This is a genomic window from Marivita sp. S6314, assembly GCF_023015985.1.
Classification (GTDB): Bacteria; Pseudomonadota; Alphaproteobacteria; order Rhodobacterales; family Rhodobacteraceae; genus Marivita.
In genome coordinates, this window is record NZ_JALKAO010000001.1 from 1 (window position 1) to 17255 (window position 17255).

General features: G+C 61.0%; 16 protein-coding genes. 10 read left to right on the plus strand and 6 right to left on the minus strand.

What is annotated here, in order from left to right; all coding sequences use genetic code 11:
- Positions 1–168: 168 nt before the first annotated feature.
- Positions 169–756, minus strand: a complete 588-nt coding sequence (locus tag MWU54_RS00005) for a class I SAM-dependent methyltransferase (protein WP_247079998.1) — start codon at positions 754–756, stop codon at positions 169–171.
- Between the two features lie 161 nt (positions 757–917).
- On the opposite strand from MWU54_RS00005, the gene MWU54_RS00010 reads away from it, so the two are divergent.
- Positions 918–1439 (plus strand): acyloxyacyl hydrolase, encoded by a 522-nt coding sequence (locus MWU54_RS00010; protein WP_247079999.1) that lies wholly within the window; start codon positions 918–920, stop codon positions 1437–1439.
- On the opposite strand, the gene MWU54_RS00015 is transcribed toward MWU54_RS00010, so the two are convergent.
- Genes MWU54_RS00015 through MWU54_RS00025 form a run of 3 tightly spaced genes read right to left on the minus strand, consistent with a single transcriptional unit; the run spans position 1436 to position 4520 of the window.
- Positions 1436–2599 (minus strand): exo-alpha-sialidase, encoded by a 1164-nt coding sequence (locus tag MWU54_RS00015; protein WP_247080000.1) that lies wholly within the window; start codon positions 2597–2599, stop codon positions 1436–1438. The genes MWU54_RS00010 and MWU54_RS00015 overlap by 4 nt on opposite strands.
- A 39-nt stretch (positions 2600–2638) precedes the next feature.
- Positions 2639–3691: a sn-glycerol-3-phosphate ABC transporter ATP-binding protein UgpC gene (gene ugpC / locus MWU54_RS00020; RefSeq protein ID WP_247080001.1), complete on the minus strand. Its 1053-nt coding sequence runs from the start codon at positions 3689–3691 to the stop codon at positions 2639–2641.
- Positions 3672–4520 carry an IclR family transcriptional regulator gene (locus MWU54_RS00025; protein WP_247080002.1) on the minus strand — a complete coding sequence of 283 codons (849 nt, stop codon included), beginning with the start codon at positions 4518–4520 and terminating at the stop codon, positions 3672–3674. Before MWU54_RS00025 ends, ugpC begins: the two co-directional genes overlap by 20 nt.
- Before the next feature lie 150 nt (positions 4521–4670).
- Here MWU54_RS00025 and MWU54_RS00030 point away from each other — a divergent pair, with 150 nt between their 5' ends.
- The 9 genes from MWU54_RS00030 (at position 4671) to MWU54_RS00070 (ending at position 14991) form a co-directional block, all read left to right on the plus strand.
- Positions 4671–5927, plus strand: coding sequence for an ABC transporter substrate-binding protein (locus MWU54_RS00030; RefSeq protein ID WP_247080003.1), 1257 nt, complete (start codon positions 4671–4673; stop codon positions 5925–5927).
- A gap of 128 nt (positions 5928–6055) precedes the next feature.
- On the plus strand, positions 6056–6982 hold the full coding sequence (locus MWU54_RS00035) for a sugar ABC transporter permease (RefSeq protein WP_247080004.1): 927 nt from the start codon (positions 6056–6058) through the stop codon (positions 6980–6982).
- Complete coding sequence (locus MWU54_RS00040; RefSeq protein WP_247080005.1) at positions 6982–7830, plus strand: carbohydrate ABC transporter permease; 849 nt, start codon at positions 6982–6984, stop codon at positions 7828–7830. The genes MWU54_RS00035 and MWU54_RS00040 overlap by 1 nt, the downstream gene beginning before the upstream one ends.
- 1 nt (position 7831) lies before the next feature.
- A complete protein-coding gene (locus MWU54_RS00045) occupies positions 7832–9928 on the plus strand; it encodes an alpha-galactosidase (RefSeq protein WP_247080006.1) in 2097 nt (698 codons plus the stop codon).
- A 1-nt stretch (position 9929) separates the two neighbouring features.
- On the plus strand, positions 9930–10703 hold the full coding sequence (locus tag MWU54_RS00050) for an SDR family oxidoreductase (protein ID WP_247080007.1): 774 nt from the start codon (positions 9930–9932) through the stop codon (positions 10701–10703).
- Entirely contained in the window at positions 10703–11602 is a 900-nt protein-coding gene (locus MWU54_RS00055) for a 2-dehydro-3-deoxygalactonokinase (protein ID WP_247080008.1), read from the plus strand. The genes MWU54_RS00050 and MWU54_RS00055 overlap by 1 nt, the downstream gene beginning before the upstream one ends.
- Complete coding sequence (locus MWU54_RS00060) at positions 11599–12210, plus strand: 2-dehydro-3-deoxy-6-phosphogalactonate aldolase (RefSeq protein ID WP_247080009.1); 612 nt, start codon at positions 11599–11601, stop codon at positions 12208–12210. Before MWU54_RS00055 ends, MWU54_RS00060 begins: the two co-directional genes overlap by 4 nt.
- A complete protein-coding gene (locus MWU54_RS00065) occupies positions 12203–13048 on the plus strand; it encodes an SMP-30/gluconolactonase/LRE family protein (RefSeq protein WP_247080010.1) in 846 nt (281 codons plus the stop codon). Before MWU54_RS00060 ends, MWU54_RS00065 begins: the two co-directional genes overlap by 8 nt.
- Complete coding sequence (locus tag MWU54_RS00070; RefSeq protein WP_247080011.1) at positions 13045–14991, plus strand: beta-galactosidase; 1947 nt, start codon at positions 13045–13047, stop codon at positions 14989–14991. The genes MWU54_RS00065 and MWU54_RS00070 overlap by 4 nt, the downstream gene beginning before the upstream one ends.
- On the opposite strand, the gene MWU54_RS00075 is transcribed toward MWU54_RS00070, so the two are convergent.
- Positions 14959–15921, minus strand: coding sequence for a glucokinase (locus tag MWU54_RS00075; protein WP_247080012.1), 963 nt, complete (start codon positions 15919–15921; stop codon positions 14959–14961). The genes MWU54_RS00070 and MWU54_RS00075 overlap by 33 nt on opposite strands.
- A gap of 4 nt (positions 15922–15925) precedes the next feature.
- On the minus strand, positions 15926–17254 hold the full coding sequence (locus tag MWU54_RS00080; RefSeq protein WP_247080013.1) for a GH1 family beta-glucosidase: 1329 nt from the start codon (positions 17252–17254) through the stop codon (positions 15926–15928).
- Position 17255: the final 1 nt, after the last annotated feature.

Consider the following 17255-nt stretch of genomic DNA (forward strand, 5'->3'; position numbering starts at 1 on the left):
GTGCCGTCGCGCCAATGGTACTGCGTCTCAAGACGTGGGAGAGTAGGTCATCGCCAAACCTAATAAATACCTCATATCTCTCGTAAAACGATGAAACATCTAATCCCGATATATTCAGTGTCCCTACCTGTGTCAGGGTGGGACTGCTGCAAACGCATCCGGAATTCTTCATGTCCGCACGATCCGAAACGCCTCGCACGTCACGCCACCTGCGTAGCGCAGAAGAATTGTGCCATCATGGGCATGACGTGCAAACGCGTCGGTCATGACGTCTCGTTCTGCAGGCCAGAAATACGCATAAACCAAATCAAAATCGAACAAGCCAAAACCGTGACCGGTATCAAAATCGGTCATGGCGGCGGAGGCGTCGAACATGGCGCTGGGTTTGTAGCTGCATCGATAAAAGGATGCCGGGATGTGATGCCGGGCGGCCAACTTCCGCGCGGCGCTGACGAGGCGGGGTTCGATCTCTATTCCGGTTGCCGCCCACCCCATGCAAGCTGCGAGGCAAGTGACACTCCCAAGGCCACTTCCCCATTCACAAAATCTTGGACGTGGCTTGTCGACATAGGCAGAGGCTGCTTGCAGAAATTGCGAGGCAATACGGCCATCCGTGCTGACCAAACCTGGAATGCGGTTTGCCCCGGTTTCTGCCGCAAACGACTCGGAGAGGTTCCGGGATGCCGTGATGAACGGCATGTGCTCCGCCGGCGTTTCCCCGGAAAGGGAAATTGGCAAAGCTTCCAGTCCGCGCATGCCTCGTCTCCTGCAAAACACATGGCATAATTTTTTCAGATCACGCGGTCCTCGTCGCAATTTCGCGCCTGTCCGCCGACACCGGTTGATACTATAGCAGACAAATTGCACTTGGGCGTAGGCTTTGACATGGTGCGCAGACGGAAACAGAGGCGGGTCAGATGGCAGACGGAACTTTTGCGGTATTGTTGTTCGTGCTTGGTTTGACGGATATGAGCCTCAACCACTGTGGAACCGAGGCAGGGTGTCTTGGCACGTCGGACACAACGCCGCGATTTTCGCTGTCTGGTGGGGAAGTGCTGGAGCGTCGGGCAGATCCTGCAGGAGAGGTGTACCTGCGCTACGATCTTGGACACAAGCGTGGACCGTTCGGCAATGCTGCAGGTTTGTCGGTTGGCGAAAACGGTGAAACATGGATCGGGTTCGGCTCCACCTATACGATCCCGTTTGGTCGAAGCGGTGCTTATGCGGAACTGCATTCCATGCCGGGTCTGTATTTCGACAATGGCGGGTTCGATCTTGGTGGTCCGATCGCGTTCCGGTCCGGAATCGAACTGGGTTATGAGACCCGCCAAGGCTGGCGCATGGCGCTGAGCTATGACCATCGGTCCAATGCGGGCATTTACGAGGACAATCCGGGGATCGAAACGGTTCAGTTCAAGGTCTCGATTCCACTGAACTAGCGCCGGGTGACCGATTCCACACTTAGAACGGTGGGCAGATGCGCCGCGATCTCGCGCCAGGTCTCGCCGGTGTCCAGCGAGGCGAACACGGATCCGGAATTGGTGCCGAAATAGACGCCCGGCTCCGGTTGCTGATCCACGCACATGGCTTGCCGCAACACGGTAAAAAAGCAGTTTTCCCTTGGAAGACCAACGGTTTGCGCGGTCCATGTCGTCCCGCCGTCCGCACTGCGCCAGACGGCGGCTTTGGCGTCGGGCGGGTAGCGTCCGGCACTGTCGCCGTTCAGCGGGAAACACCACACCATTTCGGGATCAAACGGATGGACCGCGATGGGAAAGCCGAAGGTCGACGGCAGACCAGCGGTGATGTCCTGCCAGGATCGCGCACCGTCAAGACTGCGATACACACCATGATGGTTCTGCTGATAGAGCGTGACCGCGCCATCAGACTGCGCGATCTGCATGTTGTGCACGCAGCCACCGATTTCGGTGTCGCTGCCCCAGGCGGGATGGTCCGATGCGGTGTGCGGGGCGCTGTTGTCGCGGCGGATGCGGCGCTCCCAATCTGCGCCGCCGGTTTCGGTTGCAAAGACGCCGGCGGCGGAAATTCCGACCCACAGGCGCAAAGGGTCGTCAGGGTGCGGAACGATTGTGTGCAGGGTCAGGCCCGCTGCGCCGGGTTGCCATGCATCGCGGCCAGGGAAATCGGCCAAACCGGCAAAGCGGGTCCATGTGGCACCACCATCCGCGCTTTGATAGAGGTTCGCAGGTTTGGACCCGGCATATAGCGTTCCATGCGCCGGGCAGAGCGACCAGATCGCATCAATTTCGCCGTCATACGGGGCGTCCGGGGCAGGGGACATGCCGAACAAAGCCGCATCTTCCGGGTTGTCCCGCGCCCAGGCATCGGCCTCACCGTTGGCCAGCTTGGTCAGGGACCAGGTCGCGCCGCTGTCATTTGAGGCCCACACACCCGCCCCGCTCCAGGCATTACCGCCAGCGGCCCAGATCTCGTCCGAATGGGACGTGCCGACCGCGTGATTGATGGTCCACAGGTCACAATGCGGTCCGCTGACGGTCCAGTCGCTGCGGGTTTCGGTGGATGTCAGCAGGAACAACCCCTTGGTTGTTCCAACCAGAAGCGTCGTGCGCGCGGTCATGATGTGTCCCCCCCGTTGTCTGGCGAGGATATCACAAATTCAGCGCAAACGCTGCTCTGTCTTGGCGTCGAAAAAGAACAGGTGGTCGTGATCAATCACCAGATCCACCATATCGCCTTCCGCTGAGCGCTCGTCCCCGCGTTCTTCGACAACAATCTTTTCACCGCTTGGGCAGGTGATATAGGCATAAGATACACCGCCCAGACTTTCTGTCAGATCAACGCGGTGCTGCCCGCCTTGGCGCATGCCAAGATGTTCGGGTCGAAGGCCGACAAGAACCTCTTGCCCGTCCTGGGCCGAGGATGGTTTTGCCACGCTGCCGCCCAGACCGGTCGATGTCACCTCGGTACCCGACACGGTGCCAGCCACGAAATTCATCGCCGGAGAACCGATGAAGCCCGCGACGAACTTGTTGTCCGGATCGCGGTACAACTCCATCGGAGCACCAACCTGTTCGATGCGGCCCAGACGCAGCACAACGATCTTGTCGGCCAATGTCATGGCTTCGACCTGATCATGGGTCACATAGATCATCGTCGCGCCGATTTCCTTGTGCAGACGGGCGATTTCGACCCGCATTTCCACGCGCAGTTCGGCGTCCAGGTTGGACAGCGGTTCGTCGAACAGGAACACTTCGGGGCCGCGGACAATCGCGCGGCCAATGGCGACGCGCTGGCGTTGTCCACCGGACAAGGCGGCGGGTTTGCGTTTGAGGTAATCATCAAGTTTCAGGATCCGGCTGGCCTCAGCGACCTTTTCCTTGATCTCTGCCGCCGGGTGGCCGTTCATCTTGAGGCCAAACCCCATGTTCTCCTGTACGGTCATATGCGGATAAAGCGCGTAGGTCTGGAACACCATGGCGACGCCGCGATCCGACGGATCCAGCCGCGTGACATCCCGCGTGCCGATGGTGATCTGGCCTTCCGTGGTTTCTTCAAGCCCGGCCACCATGCGCAGCAACGTGGATTTGCCGCACCCGGACGGGCCGACAAACACGCAGAACTCGCCGTCATTTATCTCCAGGTCGACACCGTGGATGACCTGCGTGTCGCCATACCGTTTGATGACCTTTTCAAGCGTCACTCCGGACATGAGGCGTCTCTCCCTTTGATATATATTGTGCTGGCGTGGCAGCGCTGTTTGTCTGCGGAAACAGCCAGCTTTCGGCGTCGGTGGCGATGGCATGCGCGGCCTGTTTCAGCCGGGGACCCAGCGCGCGCAACGCGTCAAGACTTGTCCGCCGGGTGGTGCCCGTTACCGACAAGGCGCCCAGCGGGCGCTGGTGTGCGTTCAGGATCGGAACGGCGACGCAAATGATTCCGGCTTCGTGTTCTTCGCGGTCAAAGCTAAGCCCGTCGCTGTGAATGTCGTGCAATTCCGTGCGCAGGCTGTCCGGGGATACATGTGTGGTTGCGGTAAACCTGTGCCAGCTCTGCTGCGCAAGGGCGGCGTTCAGCTCGGGCTCTGGCAGATACGCCAGCATCGCCTTGCCAACCCCGGTGCAATAGGCGGGGCCAACCTTGCCCGCCTGGCTGAACATTTCGACCGGGTCGCGCGCATTGCGTTTGTCGACATACAGCACCTGTGCGTGATCAAGCTGCGCCAGATGCACGGTTTCGCCGGTTTCAGCGCTCAGCGCGTCAATATGAGGGCGTGCCACGGGCGCCAACGAAGACTGCGCCCAGGCGGCGTGCGCCAAGCGCACGAGCCGCAGACCGGGCGCATAGGTTTGCCGTTCCGGGTCGTATTGCAGCATGCCCTGATTGGTGAGCGTCTGCACAAACCGGTACAGCGTCGCCTTGGGCAGGGCCGAGTCACCCAGCAGTTCGGTAAACCGCACGGGCCGTCCGTAAGACGCAATCTGATCAAGCACAGAAAGGGCCTTGCCCACGGTTCCGTCGTTTTTCAGCGCCGCCGTCATACTCGCGAAATTCCTCCCTTAGCCGCCTGTCGCGTCAAGCGGGCTGTTGACAAGCATAGGTGAGTCGCTGCTATGATTTCAATATGCAAAACTGAGTTTCAAATAATGAAACCTATTTGCACCAGATTTGGGAGCATTAGGGAGGATACCATGCGTTCCACACTCAAAGCGTCAGCACTGGCGCTTGCAGCGGCGTTTGCCGCTCCGGCTGCATTTGCAGAGACACTCAGCGGTGACCTGAAAATTTTCCTCGACACGTCAAATCCGGCGCCGCGCGCGACGATGGAAGCGATGATCGAGCGGTTCGGGGAAAAGCACCCGGACCTGAACATCGAAACGACCGTGATCGACCGCGAAGCGTATAAGACGCAAATCCGGAACTTTCTGACAGCGGACGCGCCGGACGTGGCGACATGGTACGCCGCCAACCGCATGCGCCCCTATGTTGAGGCGGGTCTCTTCGAAGACGTGTCTGATCTCTGGATGGAGCCCGAGATTGCCGAAAACCTGGCCTCCACCAAGGGGGCGATGACCATTGATGGCAAGCAGTGGGGCGTGCCGTACACGTATTACCAGTGGGGCATCTACTACCGCAAAGACATCTACGAAGAGCTGGGCTTGTCCGAGCCAACCAACTGGGACGAGATGAAGTCCAACTGTCAGGCGATCGTCGACTCGGGCCGGGCCTGCTACACCATCGGGTCCAAGTTCCTGTGGACCGCAGGTGGCTGGTTTGACTACCTGAACCTGCGCACCAACGGGTTTGATTTCCACATGGATCTGGCCGCAGGCAACGTCGCCTGGACCGATGACCGCGTGCGTCAGACCTTCGCCAACTGGCGCGAGCTGATCGACATGGGCGCGTTTGTCGAGAACCACCAGAACTACAGCTGGCAGGAAGCGCTGCCCTTTATGGTCAACGGCGAAGCAGCCGCGTATCTGATGGGCAACTTTGCCGTGGCCCCGTTGCGCGAAGCGGGTCTGTCAGACGATCAGCTTGATTTCTACCAGTTCCCGGCCATCAACCCGGATGTCGAACTGGCCGAAGACGCGCCGACCGACACATTCCACATCCCGGCCAATGCCGCGAACAAGGACGCAGCCCGCGAATTCCTGCGCTTTGTTGTGTCGGCTGAGGAACAGACCGAGATCAACAACGGTGCGAACCTTGGCCAGCTGCCGGTGAACGCGTCTGCGTCCATCGACGACGACAAGTTCCTGAACGAAGGGTTCGCAATGCTCAGCTCCAACAGCCCCGGTGGCGTGGCGCAGTTCTTTGACCGCGACTTCCCGGCGGAAATGGCAGCCGAAGCGATGCAGGGTCTTCAGGAATTCATGGTGTTCCCGGACAACCTGAATGACATCCTGAACCGTCTCGAAAAGGTGCGAGCGCGCGTTTACAAATAATCAGGTTGGGCCGGGCAAATGCCCGGCCCACGCCAAACCGGTAGGCCGGGCATTTTGCCCGGCACATCCCGACATATCCGCAAGCCCAAACCCGGTTTTCGCATGTGCCGTGTGGAGGAGACCCGACCATGACCGTCACAGCTTTGCCCGACACCACACCGCCCAAACGTGGGTGGTACAAGCGCAACGAGATTGCGGTGACGCCGTGGCTGTTTCTGGCGCCTGCGATCCTGTTCTTCGCCGTCTATGTCATCATCCCGATCTTCCAAAGCTTTTCGATCTCGCTTTACGATTGGGACGGGCTGGGCGAGGCTGAATTTGTTGGTCTGGGCAATTACGTCGAACTGATGGATGACAGCGCGTTCGAGGTGTCGCTTTGGAACAACCTCAAATGGCTGTTGTTCTATCTGTTGGCGATCCCGGCGGGACTGTTCATCGCGTTGTTCCTGAACCAGACGGTGACCGGCATTCGCATTTACAAATCGCTGTTTTTCTTTCCCTTTGTACTAAGCCAAGTGGTGGTTGGGCTGGTCTTTGCGTGGTTCTACCTGCCCAACGAAGGGCTGTTGTCGAACATGCTGGGATGGTTCGGGTTTGAGCCGATCAACGTGTTGGGCGATCCGACGCTGGCGACCTACGGCATCATCGCAGCCGGGCTTTGGCCGCAGACCGCCTATTGCATGATCCTGTACCTCACTGGCCTGAACGCCGTTGATCCCGAACAGGTCGAGGCCGCGCGCCTTGATGGGGCCAAGGGCTGGAAGATGCTCTGGTACGTGATCATTCCGCAGCTCAAACCGGCCACGTTCATCGCCTTCGTGGTGACGATCATCGGCGCGTTGCGGTCGTTTGACCTCATTTCAATCATGACCAATGGCGGCCCGTTTGGTCAGACCCGCGTGTTGTCTTTTTACATGTTCGAAAAGGCGCTGTCTGAATACGGGTTCCGCATGGGCTACGGCGCGGCAATCGCGGTGGTGCTGTTCCTGATCATGCTGGTCTTCATCGCCTATTTCCTCTGGTCGATGTACCAGGAAGACAAGGGAGCCCGCTGATGTTTCCCCGTCCCATCCAACAGGCCAGCCCGGTTGCACAAACCGCCTACAAGACGTTGTTGCCCATCGCGCTGATCATGTGGCTGCTTCCGCTGATCGCCGTGGCCATGTTTTCGATCAAACCGGCGTCGGATTTCACGCAAGGCAATTACTGGGGCGTGCCGGGGTCGTTTGATTTCTTCAAGAACTACGGACAGGTGTTCTTCAACTCGGACATGCCGCGCTACATGTTGAATTCGGTGCTGATCACCGTGCCAACCGTGATCGGGGCCGTGGCATTGTCGGCGATGGCCGGGTTTGCGCTTGGCATCTACAAGTTCAAATCGAACCTCTGGGTGTTCTTCATGTTCGTCGCGGGCAATTTCGTGCCGTTCCAGATCCTGATGGTTCCGGTGCGCGACCTGACGCTGGATATGGGGCTCTACAACACCAAAACGGGTCTTGTGCTGTTCCACATCGCGTTCCAGACCGGATTCTGCACGCTCTTCATGCGCAACTTTATCCGCGCCTTGCCGTTCCCGTTGATCGAAGCCGCGCGGGTCGAAGGTGTCGCGGAATGGCGCATCTTCTGGTTCGTGGTTCTGCCGCTGATGAAACCCGCACTTGCGGCGCTGGCGGTGCTGATCTTCACCTTCATCTGGAACGATTATTTCTGGGCGATTGTCCTGACCCAAGGCCCGGATGCGCAACCGGTCACTGCCGGGATCACCAGCTTTAACGCGCAGTTCCGGGCCGCCTATCACCTGATGAGTGCGGGAAGTATTGTCGCCGCCTTGCCGCCGGTGCTGATGTTCTTCCTGATGCAGAAACACTTCATCGCCGGTCTGACACTGGGTGCGGTCAAGTAAGATGCGGGCCTGGAGACTGGATGATGGCCGCCAGACGCTTGCGCTGGCGGCGACGGGGGACCGCCTGCCACAGGTTGTGTATTGGGGCGCGCGTTTGCCGGACGACGAGGATCTGAGCATCCTGCAAGCCGCACAAATGATTGACGTGACGGGCGGCATGCTGGACGAAAACCCCGATCTGTCGATCTGCCCCGAGGCGACCCGCAGCTTTCCCGGACAGCCGGGATTGGTTGTGCGCGCGCAGTCCGGCACGCCGATGTTGCCCAAGTTCTGTTATCACGGCGACGATGCAGGCGAGGGGGCGCTGACGCTCACCTACCGGGATGCGGATCACGGTCTGGCGCTGATCTTCAGCTTTGCGATTGATCCAGAGACGCATCTGATCACCGCCAAAACCACGCTGGAGGCAGACGCCCCGGTGCACCTGCACTGGCTGGCCGCGCCGGTTGTGCCTGCGCCGCAACTCTCGGAAGAGATGTATGATTTCAGCGGGCGCTGGTGTGGGGAATTCCAGTTGAACACGACCGCGTGGTCGCCGGGCATGCGTTACCGCGAAAACCGCACCGGGCGCACGGGGCACGAGCATTTCCCGGGGCTTCTGATCCCTGTCCGTGGTGCCACGAATGCGCAGGGCGAGGTTTACGGCTTTCACTATGGCTGGTCTGGCGGGCACCGGATGGTGGCCGAAGAGTTGCCGGACGGGCGGCGTCAGGTGCAGTGGGGGCATGCGTCGCGGCTTGAGGCGGGCGCGGCGACGGTGTTTGAGACCGCGCCGCTGTACATGGTCTATTCCAATGACGGCCTGAACGGCTGTGCCGTTGCGTTCCAGCGCCATCTGCGCGACCGGATCGTAACATGGGCCAAACCGGACGCCCCGCGCCCGGTGCATTACAACTGTTGGGAAGCGGTCTATTTCGACCACAAGGTCGATGTGCTCAAGGACATCGCCAACCGCGCAGCCGATCTTGGGGCCGAACGTTTTGTGCTGGATGACGGCTGGTTCGGGCAGCGCGACGATGACACGCGCAGCCTGTCGGATTGGCAGGTGGACCCGCGCAAATATCCAGAAGGGCTGCACCCGCTGATTGACCATGTGCATGATCTGGGGATGAGCTTTGGCATCTGGTTCGAACCCGAGATGATCAATCCCGACAGCGATCTGCACCGGGCCCATCCCGATTGGGCGCTGGGGTCCGAAGACCAGACCCTTGGCCGCCAGCAAAAGGCCCTGAACATGGCGCTGCCCGAGGTCCGGGATTTCATCTATGACCGCATGGCGGCGGTGCTGCGTGATCACGACATCGACTATATCAAATGGGATCACAACCGTGTCCTACCGATGCCGGACGCCGCCCAGACACGCGGGTCCTACGCGCTGATCGACCGGCTGCGGGCCGAGTTCCCGCAGGTCGAGATTGAAAGCTGCGCCAGCGGGGGCGGGCGGATTGACTTCGGTATCCTCAAACGCACCCAGCGGGTGTGGTTGTCCGACAGCAACGACGCCATCGAACGCCTGCGCATTCAGCACAATGCAGCGCTGTTCCTGCCGTTGGTAGTGACGGGGTCACATGTCGGTCCACGCACCTGCCATACGTCTGGACGGGTGATCGACATCTCCATGCGGGCCTGGGTGGCCGCGCAACGTCATATGGGGTTCGAAATGGACCCGCGCGAACTGACCGAGGAAGAGGCGCGGGTGTTGCGCGAAGTCACCGCGTGGTGGAAGACCAATCGCGATTGGATGGCCGGTGCCGATATTTTACGGCTCGACAGCGCGGACCCGGCTGTTCTGGCAGAACAACAATTGTGCCGGACCGGGGATCGCTTCGTCGTCTTTGCAGGCAAAGAAGACACCAGCCGCCAGATCGCGCCGCGCCCGATCCGCCTGACACGGTTGACGCCGGATGCGATGTACCGGATTGAACTGATCAACCGGGGCACCGCGCATCATCTGTCGCGCGGCACACCAGAGCTGAAATCGACCCCGATCACGGTGTCGGGGGCGTGGCTGATGACGCAGGGGATCACCTTGCCATGGTCGTTCCCGGCAACCATGTGGGTGCTGGAAGGCACCCTGACCGACAAAAAGGAGCGCTGACATGACCAGCCATGCAAGCTTTCACGACCTCAAAGACGCGTCCGTGTTCATCACCGGCGGCGGGTCGGGCATCGGCGCGGCGCTGACGGACGGGTTTCTGGCGCAGGGCGCGCAAGTGGCATTCGTTGGTCGCTCGGACGCCACGGCGTTTGCCGATGACATGGGTGCAAAGCACGGGGCAAAACCGTTGTTTATTCCCTGCGATATCACCGACACCGACGCCCTGCGCGCGGCGATTGCGCAGGCATCTGACGCACATGGGCCGGTGCGCGTATTGGTCAACAACGCGGCCAATGACAAACGCCACACCGCCTTGGAAGTGGACAAGGACTTCTGGGACTGGTCGCTGTCGATCAATCTGGACGCCTATTTCTTTGCCTGCCAGGCGGTCATCCCCGGAATGCAGGCGCAGGGTGGCGGCGCGATCGTGAACTTCAGTTCGATCAGCTACATGATGGGCAACGCGGGCTATGCCGCCTACACCACATCCAACGCAGGCATTACCGGCATGACCCGAAGCCTTGCGCGTGAATTCGGTGTCGACAATATCCGCGTGAACGCGCTGGCGCCCGGTTGGGTGCTGACGCCGAAGCAAAAAGAGCTGTGGGCCGATCCGGACTCGCTTGCCGCGCATCTGGAAAAACAGTGTCTCAAGGAACATCTGGTCGAACAGGACATCGTGGACGCGACGCTGTTCCTGGCGTCCAGGACCAGCCGAATGATGACCGGGCAAACCATCGCCGTGGATGGCGGTGTGGTGACGGTGGCGGCGTGATGGACTGGATCGCGGTGGATTGGGGCACGTCGCATCTGCGCGTCTGGGGCATGGGCCGCGATGGGTCCGTGCGGGTTCGCAAGGACAGTGATGCCGGCATGGGGGGCTTGGATCGCAGCGGGTTTGAACCGGCGCTGCTTGCCCTGATCGGCGACGATCTGGGAACAGGCACCACACCCGTGATCGTGTGCGGCATGGCCGGGTCCCGGCAGGGCTGGGCCGAGGCGAAATACGCCACCGCCCCCTGTTCGCCGCCAAGTGCGGACACCGCAACGCGGGTACAGACCGAGGACACCCGCCTGTCGGTCCATATCCTGCCCGGTGTCAAACAGGACAAACCGGCCGATGTGATGCGCGGTGAGGAAACCCAGATCGCGGGCTTTCTGGCGCTCAACCCGAAATTCGACGGCGTGGTTTGCCTGCCCGGCACCCACACGAAATGGGTGCATATCAGCGCTGGCGAAATTGTCAGCTTCCGCACGTTCATGACGGGGGAGATGTTTGCGCTGCTCTCGGAACACTCTGTTCTGCGGCATTCGATGGCGGGATCCGGCTGGGATGCCCATGCGTTCGAAGACGCGGTCGGCACGGCAATGTCCAAACCCGAAGACATGGCCGCGCGACTTTTTTCGTTGCGAGCCGAAAACTTAGTGCACGATCTTGATCCAAATGCCGCACGTGCGCGCCTGTCCGGGCTGCTGATCGGGTCAGAGCTTGCCGCGACGCGTCCCTATTGGCTGGGTCAGCACGTGGCGCTCATTGGCGATGACACATTGTGCAAGGCCTATGCCGACGCCTTGGGCGCGCAGGGGTTGCCGGTGGAACGCACCGACGCTGAACGCATGACGCTGGAAGGTTTGAAAGCCGCCTATGCCTGCCTGAAGGAGCGCACATCATGAGCCGCAAGATCATCGCCATCCTGCGCGGCGTCACCCCGGACGAGGTGGGTCCCATCACCCAAGCGCTGATCACCGAAGGGATTGATCGGATCGAGGTGCCACTCAATTCGCCGGACCCTTTCCTGTCGATTCAACGCATGGTCGACGCCTTTGGCCAGACTGCGCTGATTGGGGCAGGCACCGTGCTGTTGCCCGACGATGTGTTGCGTCTTGCCCAGATTGGTGCCGGGATGGTGGTGTCGCCTGACTGCAACCCGCGTGTGATCGTGGCGACCAAGCAGGCGGGGATGCAAAGCTATCCCGGCGTGATGACGCCCACCGAATGCTTCACCGCGCTGCGCAACGGGGCGGATGGGTTGAAGCTGTTTCCCGGGTCCTTGATCGGCCCGGACGGGCTTAAAGCGATCAAGGCGGTCTTGCCTGCAGGAACGCAGACCTATGCTGTGGGCGGCGCAGGGCCAAGCAATTTTGCCGATTGGGCCAAGGCAGGTGTGGATGGATTTGGTCTTGGCACAGCGATCTACAGCCCCGGACTGTCCGCCGCAGAGGTGCAGGCCCGCGCAAAGGACATTGTCGTGGCCTATGATGCGGTGATGAACGATGCGTGACGTTTTCAGCGATACTGTCTGCGCCTTGGGCGAGGGACCACTCTGGCACCCGACCGAACAGGCGCTGTATTGGTTCGACATCCTTGGCATGCGCCTTTATCGCCGCAAAGGGGCGGAGGAGACGTTTTGGGAATTTGACGAACACGTGTCCGCCGCCGGATGGGTGGAGGACGGCCAGCTGCTGATCGCCAGCGAAACGGCGTTATCGCATTTCGATACCGCGACCGGGGAAAGCACGTTCCTGCAGCCGCTGGAAAGCGACAACAGCGTCACCCGGTCCAATGATGGCCGCGCCGATCCGTGGGGTGGGCTCTGGATCGGGACGATGGGTAAGAACGCCGAACCCAAAGCGGGCGCGATCTATCGCTATGTCGAGGGCACGCTGCACAAGCTGTTCGACAAGATCACCATCTCGAACGCGATCTGTTTTGCACCGGATCACAGCTGCGCCTATTTCACCGATACGCGCAAGCGCAAGGTGCTGCGGGTGGCCCTGGATGCGGACGGGTTTCCCGATGCCAAGCCAGAGCTTTTCGTCGATCTGACGCAGGACGAGCTGAACCCTGACGGGGCCGTTGTGGATGCGGATGGCAAATTGTGGGTTGCCCAATGGGGCGCGTCGCGGGTGGCGTGTTATGACACGGATGGCAGGTTTGAACGGGCGATCAATGTGCCCGCGGTGCAGACCTCCTGTCCGGCTTTCGGGGGCCCGGACCTTGGCACGCTCTTCATTACGACCGCCGCTGTCGGGCTTGATCCGGCTGGGCCAAACGATGGCATGACCTTTGCTGTGGACGCAGGCACGACCGGACAGAAAGAACACCAGATCATTCTATGAAACGAACGCTTGGCACTTGTTATTATCCCGAACACTGGTCGCGCGACATCTGGGAGGAAGACGCCGCGCGGATGGCGGCGCTTGGCCTGACCTGGGTGCGGATCGGAGAATTCGCGTGGTCGCGGATCGAGCCATCCGAAGGCGCGTTCGATTGGGCGTGGCTGGACGACGCCATCGAGGTGCTGGGGGCTGCGGGACTGAAAGTTGTCTTGGGCACGCCAACGGCCACACCGCCGCGATGGATATGCGACAAACATCCAGACATGTTTGCCGTCGACGCCGAAGGCCGTCCGCGCGGATTTGGGTCCCGGCGGCATTATTGCTTCAGTCACGACGGATATCTGAACGAATGCCGCCGGATCGTGACAGACGTGGCCAAACGCTATGGCCGCAACCCCCACATTGCCGCGTGGCAGACCGACAATGAGTACGGTTGTCACGACACGATCCTGTCTTACTCTGACGCCGCGCGACAGGCGTTTCGCACATGGCTGCGCGCGCGCTATCCGGGGCAGGGCAATGATGGCGACATTGACGCGCTCAATGCGGCCTGGGGCAATGTGTTCTGGTCGATGGAGTACGATGCGTTTGAGCAGATTGATTTGCCTAACCTGACAGTGACCGAACCCAACCCGGCGCATGTGCAGGCGTTCCGGCGGTTTTCGTCCGATCAGGTGGTGGCGTTCAACCGCGCGCAGGTCGAGATCATTCGCCAGTATTCCGACGCGCCGATTTCGCACAATTACATGGGGCGGATCACCGAGTTTGACCATTTCGCCGTGGGCGAGGATCTGGAGATCGCCACATGGGACAGCTACCCGCTGGGCTTTCTGGAAGACCGTGTTGGCGCCAGCGCGGAGGATCAGCGCCACTATGCCCGACAGGGCCATCCTGATTTTCAGGCGTTTCACCATGATCTGTACCGCGCGGTGGGCAAAGACCGCTGGTGGGTGATGGAACAGCAACCCGGCCCGGTGAACTGGGCCCCCTACAACCCCGCGCCGTTGCCCGGCATGGTGCGGCTGTGGACGTGGGAGGCTTTTGCCCATGGGGCCGAGGCGGTGTGCTATTTCCGCTGGCGACAGGCCCCGTTTGCGCAGGAGCAGTTGCATGCCGGTCTCTTGCGGCCCGACAGCGTGGCGGCACCGGGCTTCTTTGAAGCGGAAGAGGTGGCAGAGGAGTTGGCCGATGCGCCCGACATCGGGAACTCGCAAGCCCCCGTGGCGCTGATCTTTGATTACGATGCAGCCTGGGCGTGGGATGTCCAGCCACAGGGGCAGGGGCTGGATTACTTCGCACTGGTGTTCGACCTCTACCGCGCGTTCCGGCGGGCGGGGGTGTCGATCGACATTCTGCCGCCGACCCAGCGGCAGTTCGAGGACTATCGCATCGTGGCCGCGCCCGGGATGATGACGGTTCCCGACGATCTGAAATCCGCGCTGACCGAAGCGTCGGCCCATGTGCTGATCGGCCCCCGCACAGCAGCGCGCGATGCCGATTTCAAGATACCGGTGCCATTGCCGCCGGATTGGCCGGCTCTAGACGCGACCGTGTCACGGCTGGAGACGTTGCGGCCCGACATGCCGATCCCGGTGAGCGGTGGTGGGCAGGTGAAGAACTGGTTTGAACATCTTGAAGGCGGGGCGGAAATTGTCTTTACGACCGGATCTGACATGCCAATCGTCTTGCGGTCGGGGCGCACCAGCTACTGCGGCGGTTGGGGGGATGACGCATTTTTTGACCGTTTGGTAAAAGATCTATGCGCGCAGGCGGATGTGGACGTGTTGGCGCTGCCGAAAGGCGTGCGGGTGCGCGATACCGCAACAGAACGGTTCTGGTTCAATCACAACCCGCATGATGTGGACAGTCCAGCCGGACCATTGTCCCCTGCGGGTGTGATCCGGCAAACCTTAGCCGATAAGCTCGATCAGGTGGGCGGCTGACCCGGACAGGGCGGCATAGTCGTCATCCACCAGATACACCGGGAACTGGTGCATGAAATCGGCGAAACGGCCTTTATCCTTGAACGCAGCTTCGAACCCCAACCGTTTGAGATGCGGTGAAAAATGACGTGCGACGCCGCCGCATAGATAGATCCCGCCGAACGGCAAATGCACCAAGGCCAGATTGCTGGTGGCACGGCCCAGCATGCGGACGAACATCCGCGCGGCCTCTTCCGCGCGGGCGTTGGATCCGTCGTTGACACCTTGCATGATAGCCCCGGCGTCCAGCAAATCGGTGCTGCCTGCCTCATCGCACAGCCACGCGTAAACACGTTCAAAACCGCGGCCCGACAAGACGTCCTCCAGACCCGGTGTGCCGTGCTTGGCGGCAATCCAGTCCAGCAGGCGCAGTTCATCGGTGTCCTGCGCGGGAAGCGACACATGTCCGGCTTCTGACGGGGGAACAAGCGTGCGATCACCCAGCCGGTACACGGCAGCGGCGTTCATGCCGGTGCCAACGCCAACCACAAGCCGCGCGGCATGGGTGCCTGCGGACTGACCTGGCAGGATCGTGGTCAGCACATCCGGCGTCAACCGGTCAAGCGCGTGGCCCTGCGCCTGCAGATCGTTCAAAACCGCCACGGTTGTGGCACCGGTTGCCGCCGCGACGGCCTCGCGTTCCACCAGCCAGTTCAGGTTGGTCAATTCTCCCACGCCGTCACGCACCGGGCCTGCCATGGCGACACAGGCGGCGTCCGGTATCACGGTCTGTTCCGCCATGTAGGCGCGCAGCACGGCGGGCAAGTCCGCATGGTCGGCGTTGCGGAACCGCTTGATGCTGTCCGTGCGGACAATGTCGCCGTCGGTGAGGGCGACACGCGTGTTGGTGCCCCCAAGATCGGCGACCAAAGCGGTTAGGGGATGTGTCATGGTGTCAGGTCCGGGCCAATGCAGATGTCAGCGCGTGATAAGAGGATTTGGGCGTGCGGTCCAGCGTGTCAAAATCAACGTGGATCAGACCAAAGCGTTTGTCATACCCCAGCGCCCATTCGTAATTGTCCATCAGCGACCAGATGAAATACCCCTTCAGCGGCACGCCGTCGGCCATCGCGCGTTGCGCCGCACCAACATGCTGATTGAGGTAGTCGATGCGATGCGGGTCCGCGACCTGACCATCCTTGATCACGTCCGGCGCGGCCATGCCGTTTTCGGTCACGTAAAGCGGCAGGTCGCCGGTATAGTCGCGCGCGGTGCGGGTCAGGAAATTGTACAGCCCGTCGGGATAGATTTCCCAATCCATGTACGTCTTTGGCAGCGGGCCTTCGACCTCTTCATGGCTGGGCCAGGGGCCATCATTGGGCGCAATGATCTTGCGGGTGTAGTAGTTGATCCCACACCAGTCGAGCGGGCTTTGAATGACGCCAAAGTCATCCTGCCAGCCTTTGGGCATGTGGGGCTCTAATCCCTCCAGCACGTTGTCGGGGTAGGTGCCTTTGAACACGCCGGACAGGAAGAAGTGGTTGTAATAGCCGTCATAGAGTGCGGCGGCCTTTTGCGCGGCCGCGCTGTCATCGACCGGGGTGGCCCATTCCATGTTGAAGACACCGCCGAGGTTCGACATGCCCAGCCCGCGCATCGTCTGGATTGCGTGACCATGCGCCAGCAGCACGTGGTGCATCGCATGCGCTGTCGCGCGGATGTCGCGCAGGCCGGGGGCGTGGTGGCCGAGGAAATGCGACAGCCACCCCACGCACCACGGTTCATTGATGGGGGCTACCGAAAACATGCGGTCGCCGATACGGGACATGATCACCTCGGTATAGTCGGCAAACCACTTGGCGATGTCCGGATTGCGCCAGCCGCCCAGATCGGCAAGCGCCACGGGCAGTTCCCAGTGATAGAGCGTTGCGCAGGGTTTGATCCCGCGCTCCAGCATGGCGTCGGTCAGGCGATCATAGAAATCCAGCCCTTCCGCGTTGGGCGTGCCGCGCCCTTCGGGCAGGACGCGGGCCCAGCTGATCGAAAAGCGATAGGCGTCCAGATTGGCGGCGGCCACCAGATCAAGATCGCTTTCATACCGGTGATAGTGATCGCAGGCCCGGTCGCCGTTTTCGGCGCGCACGACATTGCCGGGGGTGGCCGCGAAGGTGTCCCAATGGGTTTTGCCGGCACCGCCAAAGGCATGGCCCTCGATCTGGTAGCTGGATGTGGCCGTGCCAAACAGGAAATCGTCAGGAAACTCCTGTCGTTTGAAAGTCAGCATG

What these genes read in the sequence shown, in the direction of transcription:
- MWU54_RS00005 (WP_247079998.1), bottom strand. Translation starts at nt 756, where the DNA reads ATGCGCGGACTGGAAGCTTTGCCAATTTCCCTTTCCGGGGAAACGCCG.
- MWU54_RS00015 (WP_247080000.1), bottom strand. Translation starts at nt 2,599, where the DNA reads ATGACCGCGCGCACGACGCTTCTGGTTGGAACAACCAAGGGGTTGTTC.
- MWU54_RS00035 (WP_247080004.1), top strand. Translation starts at nt 6,056, where the DNA reads ATGACCGTCACAGCTTTGCCCGACACCACACCGCCCAAACGTGGGTGG.
- MWU54_RS00065 (WP_247080010.1), top strand. Translation starts at nt 12,203, where the DNA reads ATGCGTGACGTTTTCAGCGATACTGTCTGCGCCTTGGGCGAGGGACCA.
- MWU54_RS00050 (WP_247080007.1), top strand. Translation starts at nt 9,930, where the DNA reads ATGACCAGCCATGCAAGCTTTCACGACCTCAAAGACGCGTCCGTGTTC.
- MWU54_RS00010 (WP_247079999.1), top strand. Translation starts at nt 918, where the DNA reads ATGGCAGACGGAACTTTTGCGGTATTGTTGTTCGTGCTTGGTTTGACG.
- MWU54_RS00025 (WP_247080002.1), bottom strand. Translation starts at nt 4,520, where the DNA reads ATGACGGCGGCGCTGAAAAACGACGGAACCGTGGGCAAGGCCCTTTCT.
- MWU54_RS00040 (WP_247080005.1), top strand. Translation starts at nt 6,982, where the DNA reads ATGTTTCCCCGTCCCATCCAACAGGCCAGCCCGGTTGCACAAACCGCC.
- MWU54_RS00030 (WP_247080003.1), top strand. Translation starts at nt 4,671, where the DNA reads ATGCGTTCCACACTCAAAGCGTCAGCACTGGCGCTTGCAGCGGCGTTT.
- MWU54_RS00070 (WP_247080011.1), top strand. Translation starts at nt 13,045, where the DNA reads ATGAAACGAACGCTTGGCACTTGTTATTATCCCGAACACTGGTCGCGC.
- MWU54_RS00045 (WP_247080006.1), top strand. Translation starts at nt 7,832, where the DNA reads ATGCGGGCCTGGAGACTGGATGATGGCCGCCAGACGCTTGCGCTGGCG.
- MWU54_RS00075 (WP_247080012.1), bottom strand. Translation starts at nt 15,921, where the DNA reads ATGACACATCCCCTAACCGCTTTGGTCGCCGATCTTGGGGGCACCAAC.
- ugpC (WP_247080001.1), bottom strand. Translation starts at nt 3,691, where the DNA reads ATGTCCGGAGTGACGCTTGAAAAGGTCATCAAACGGTATGGCGACACG.
- MWU54_RS00080 (WP_247080013.1), bottom strand. Translation starts at nt 17,254, where the DNA reads ATGCTGACTTTCAAACGACAGGAGTTTCCTGACGATTTCCTGTTTGGC.
- MWU54_RS00055 (WP_247080008.1), top strand. Translation starts at nt 10,703, where the DNA reads ATGGACTGGATCGCGGTGGATTGGGGCACGTCGCATCTGCGCGTCTGG.
- MWU54_RS00060 (WP_247080009.1), top strand. Translation starts at nt 11,599, where the DNA reads ATGAGCCGCAAGATCATCGCCATCCTGCGCGGCGTCACCCCGGACGAG.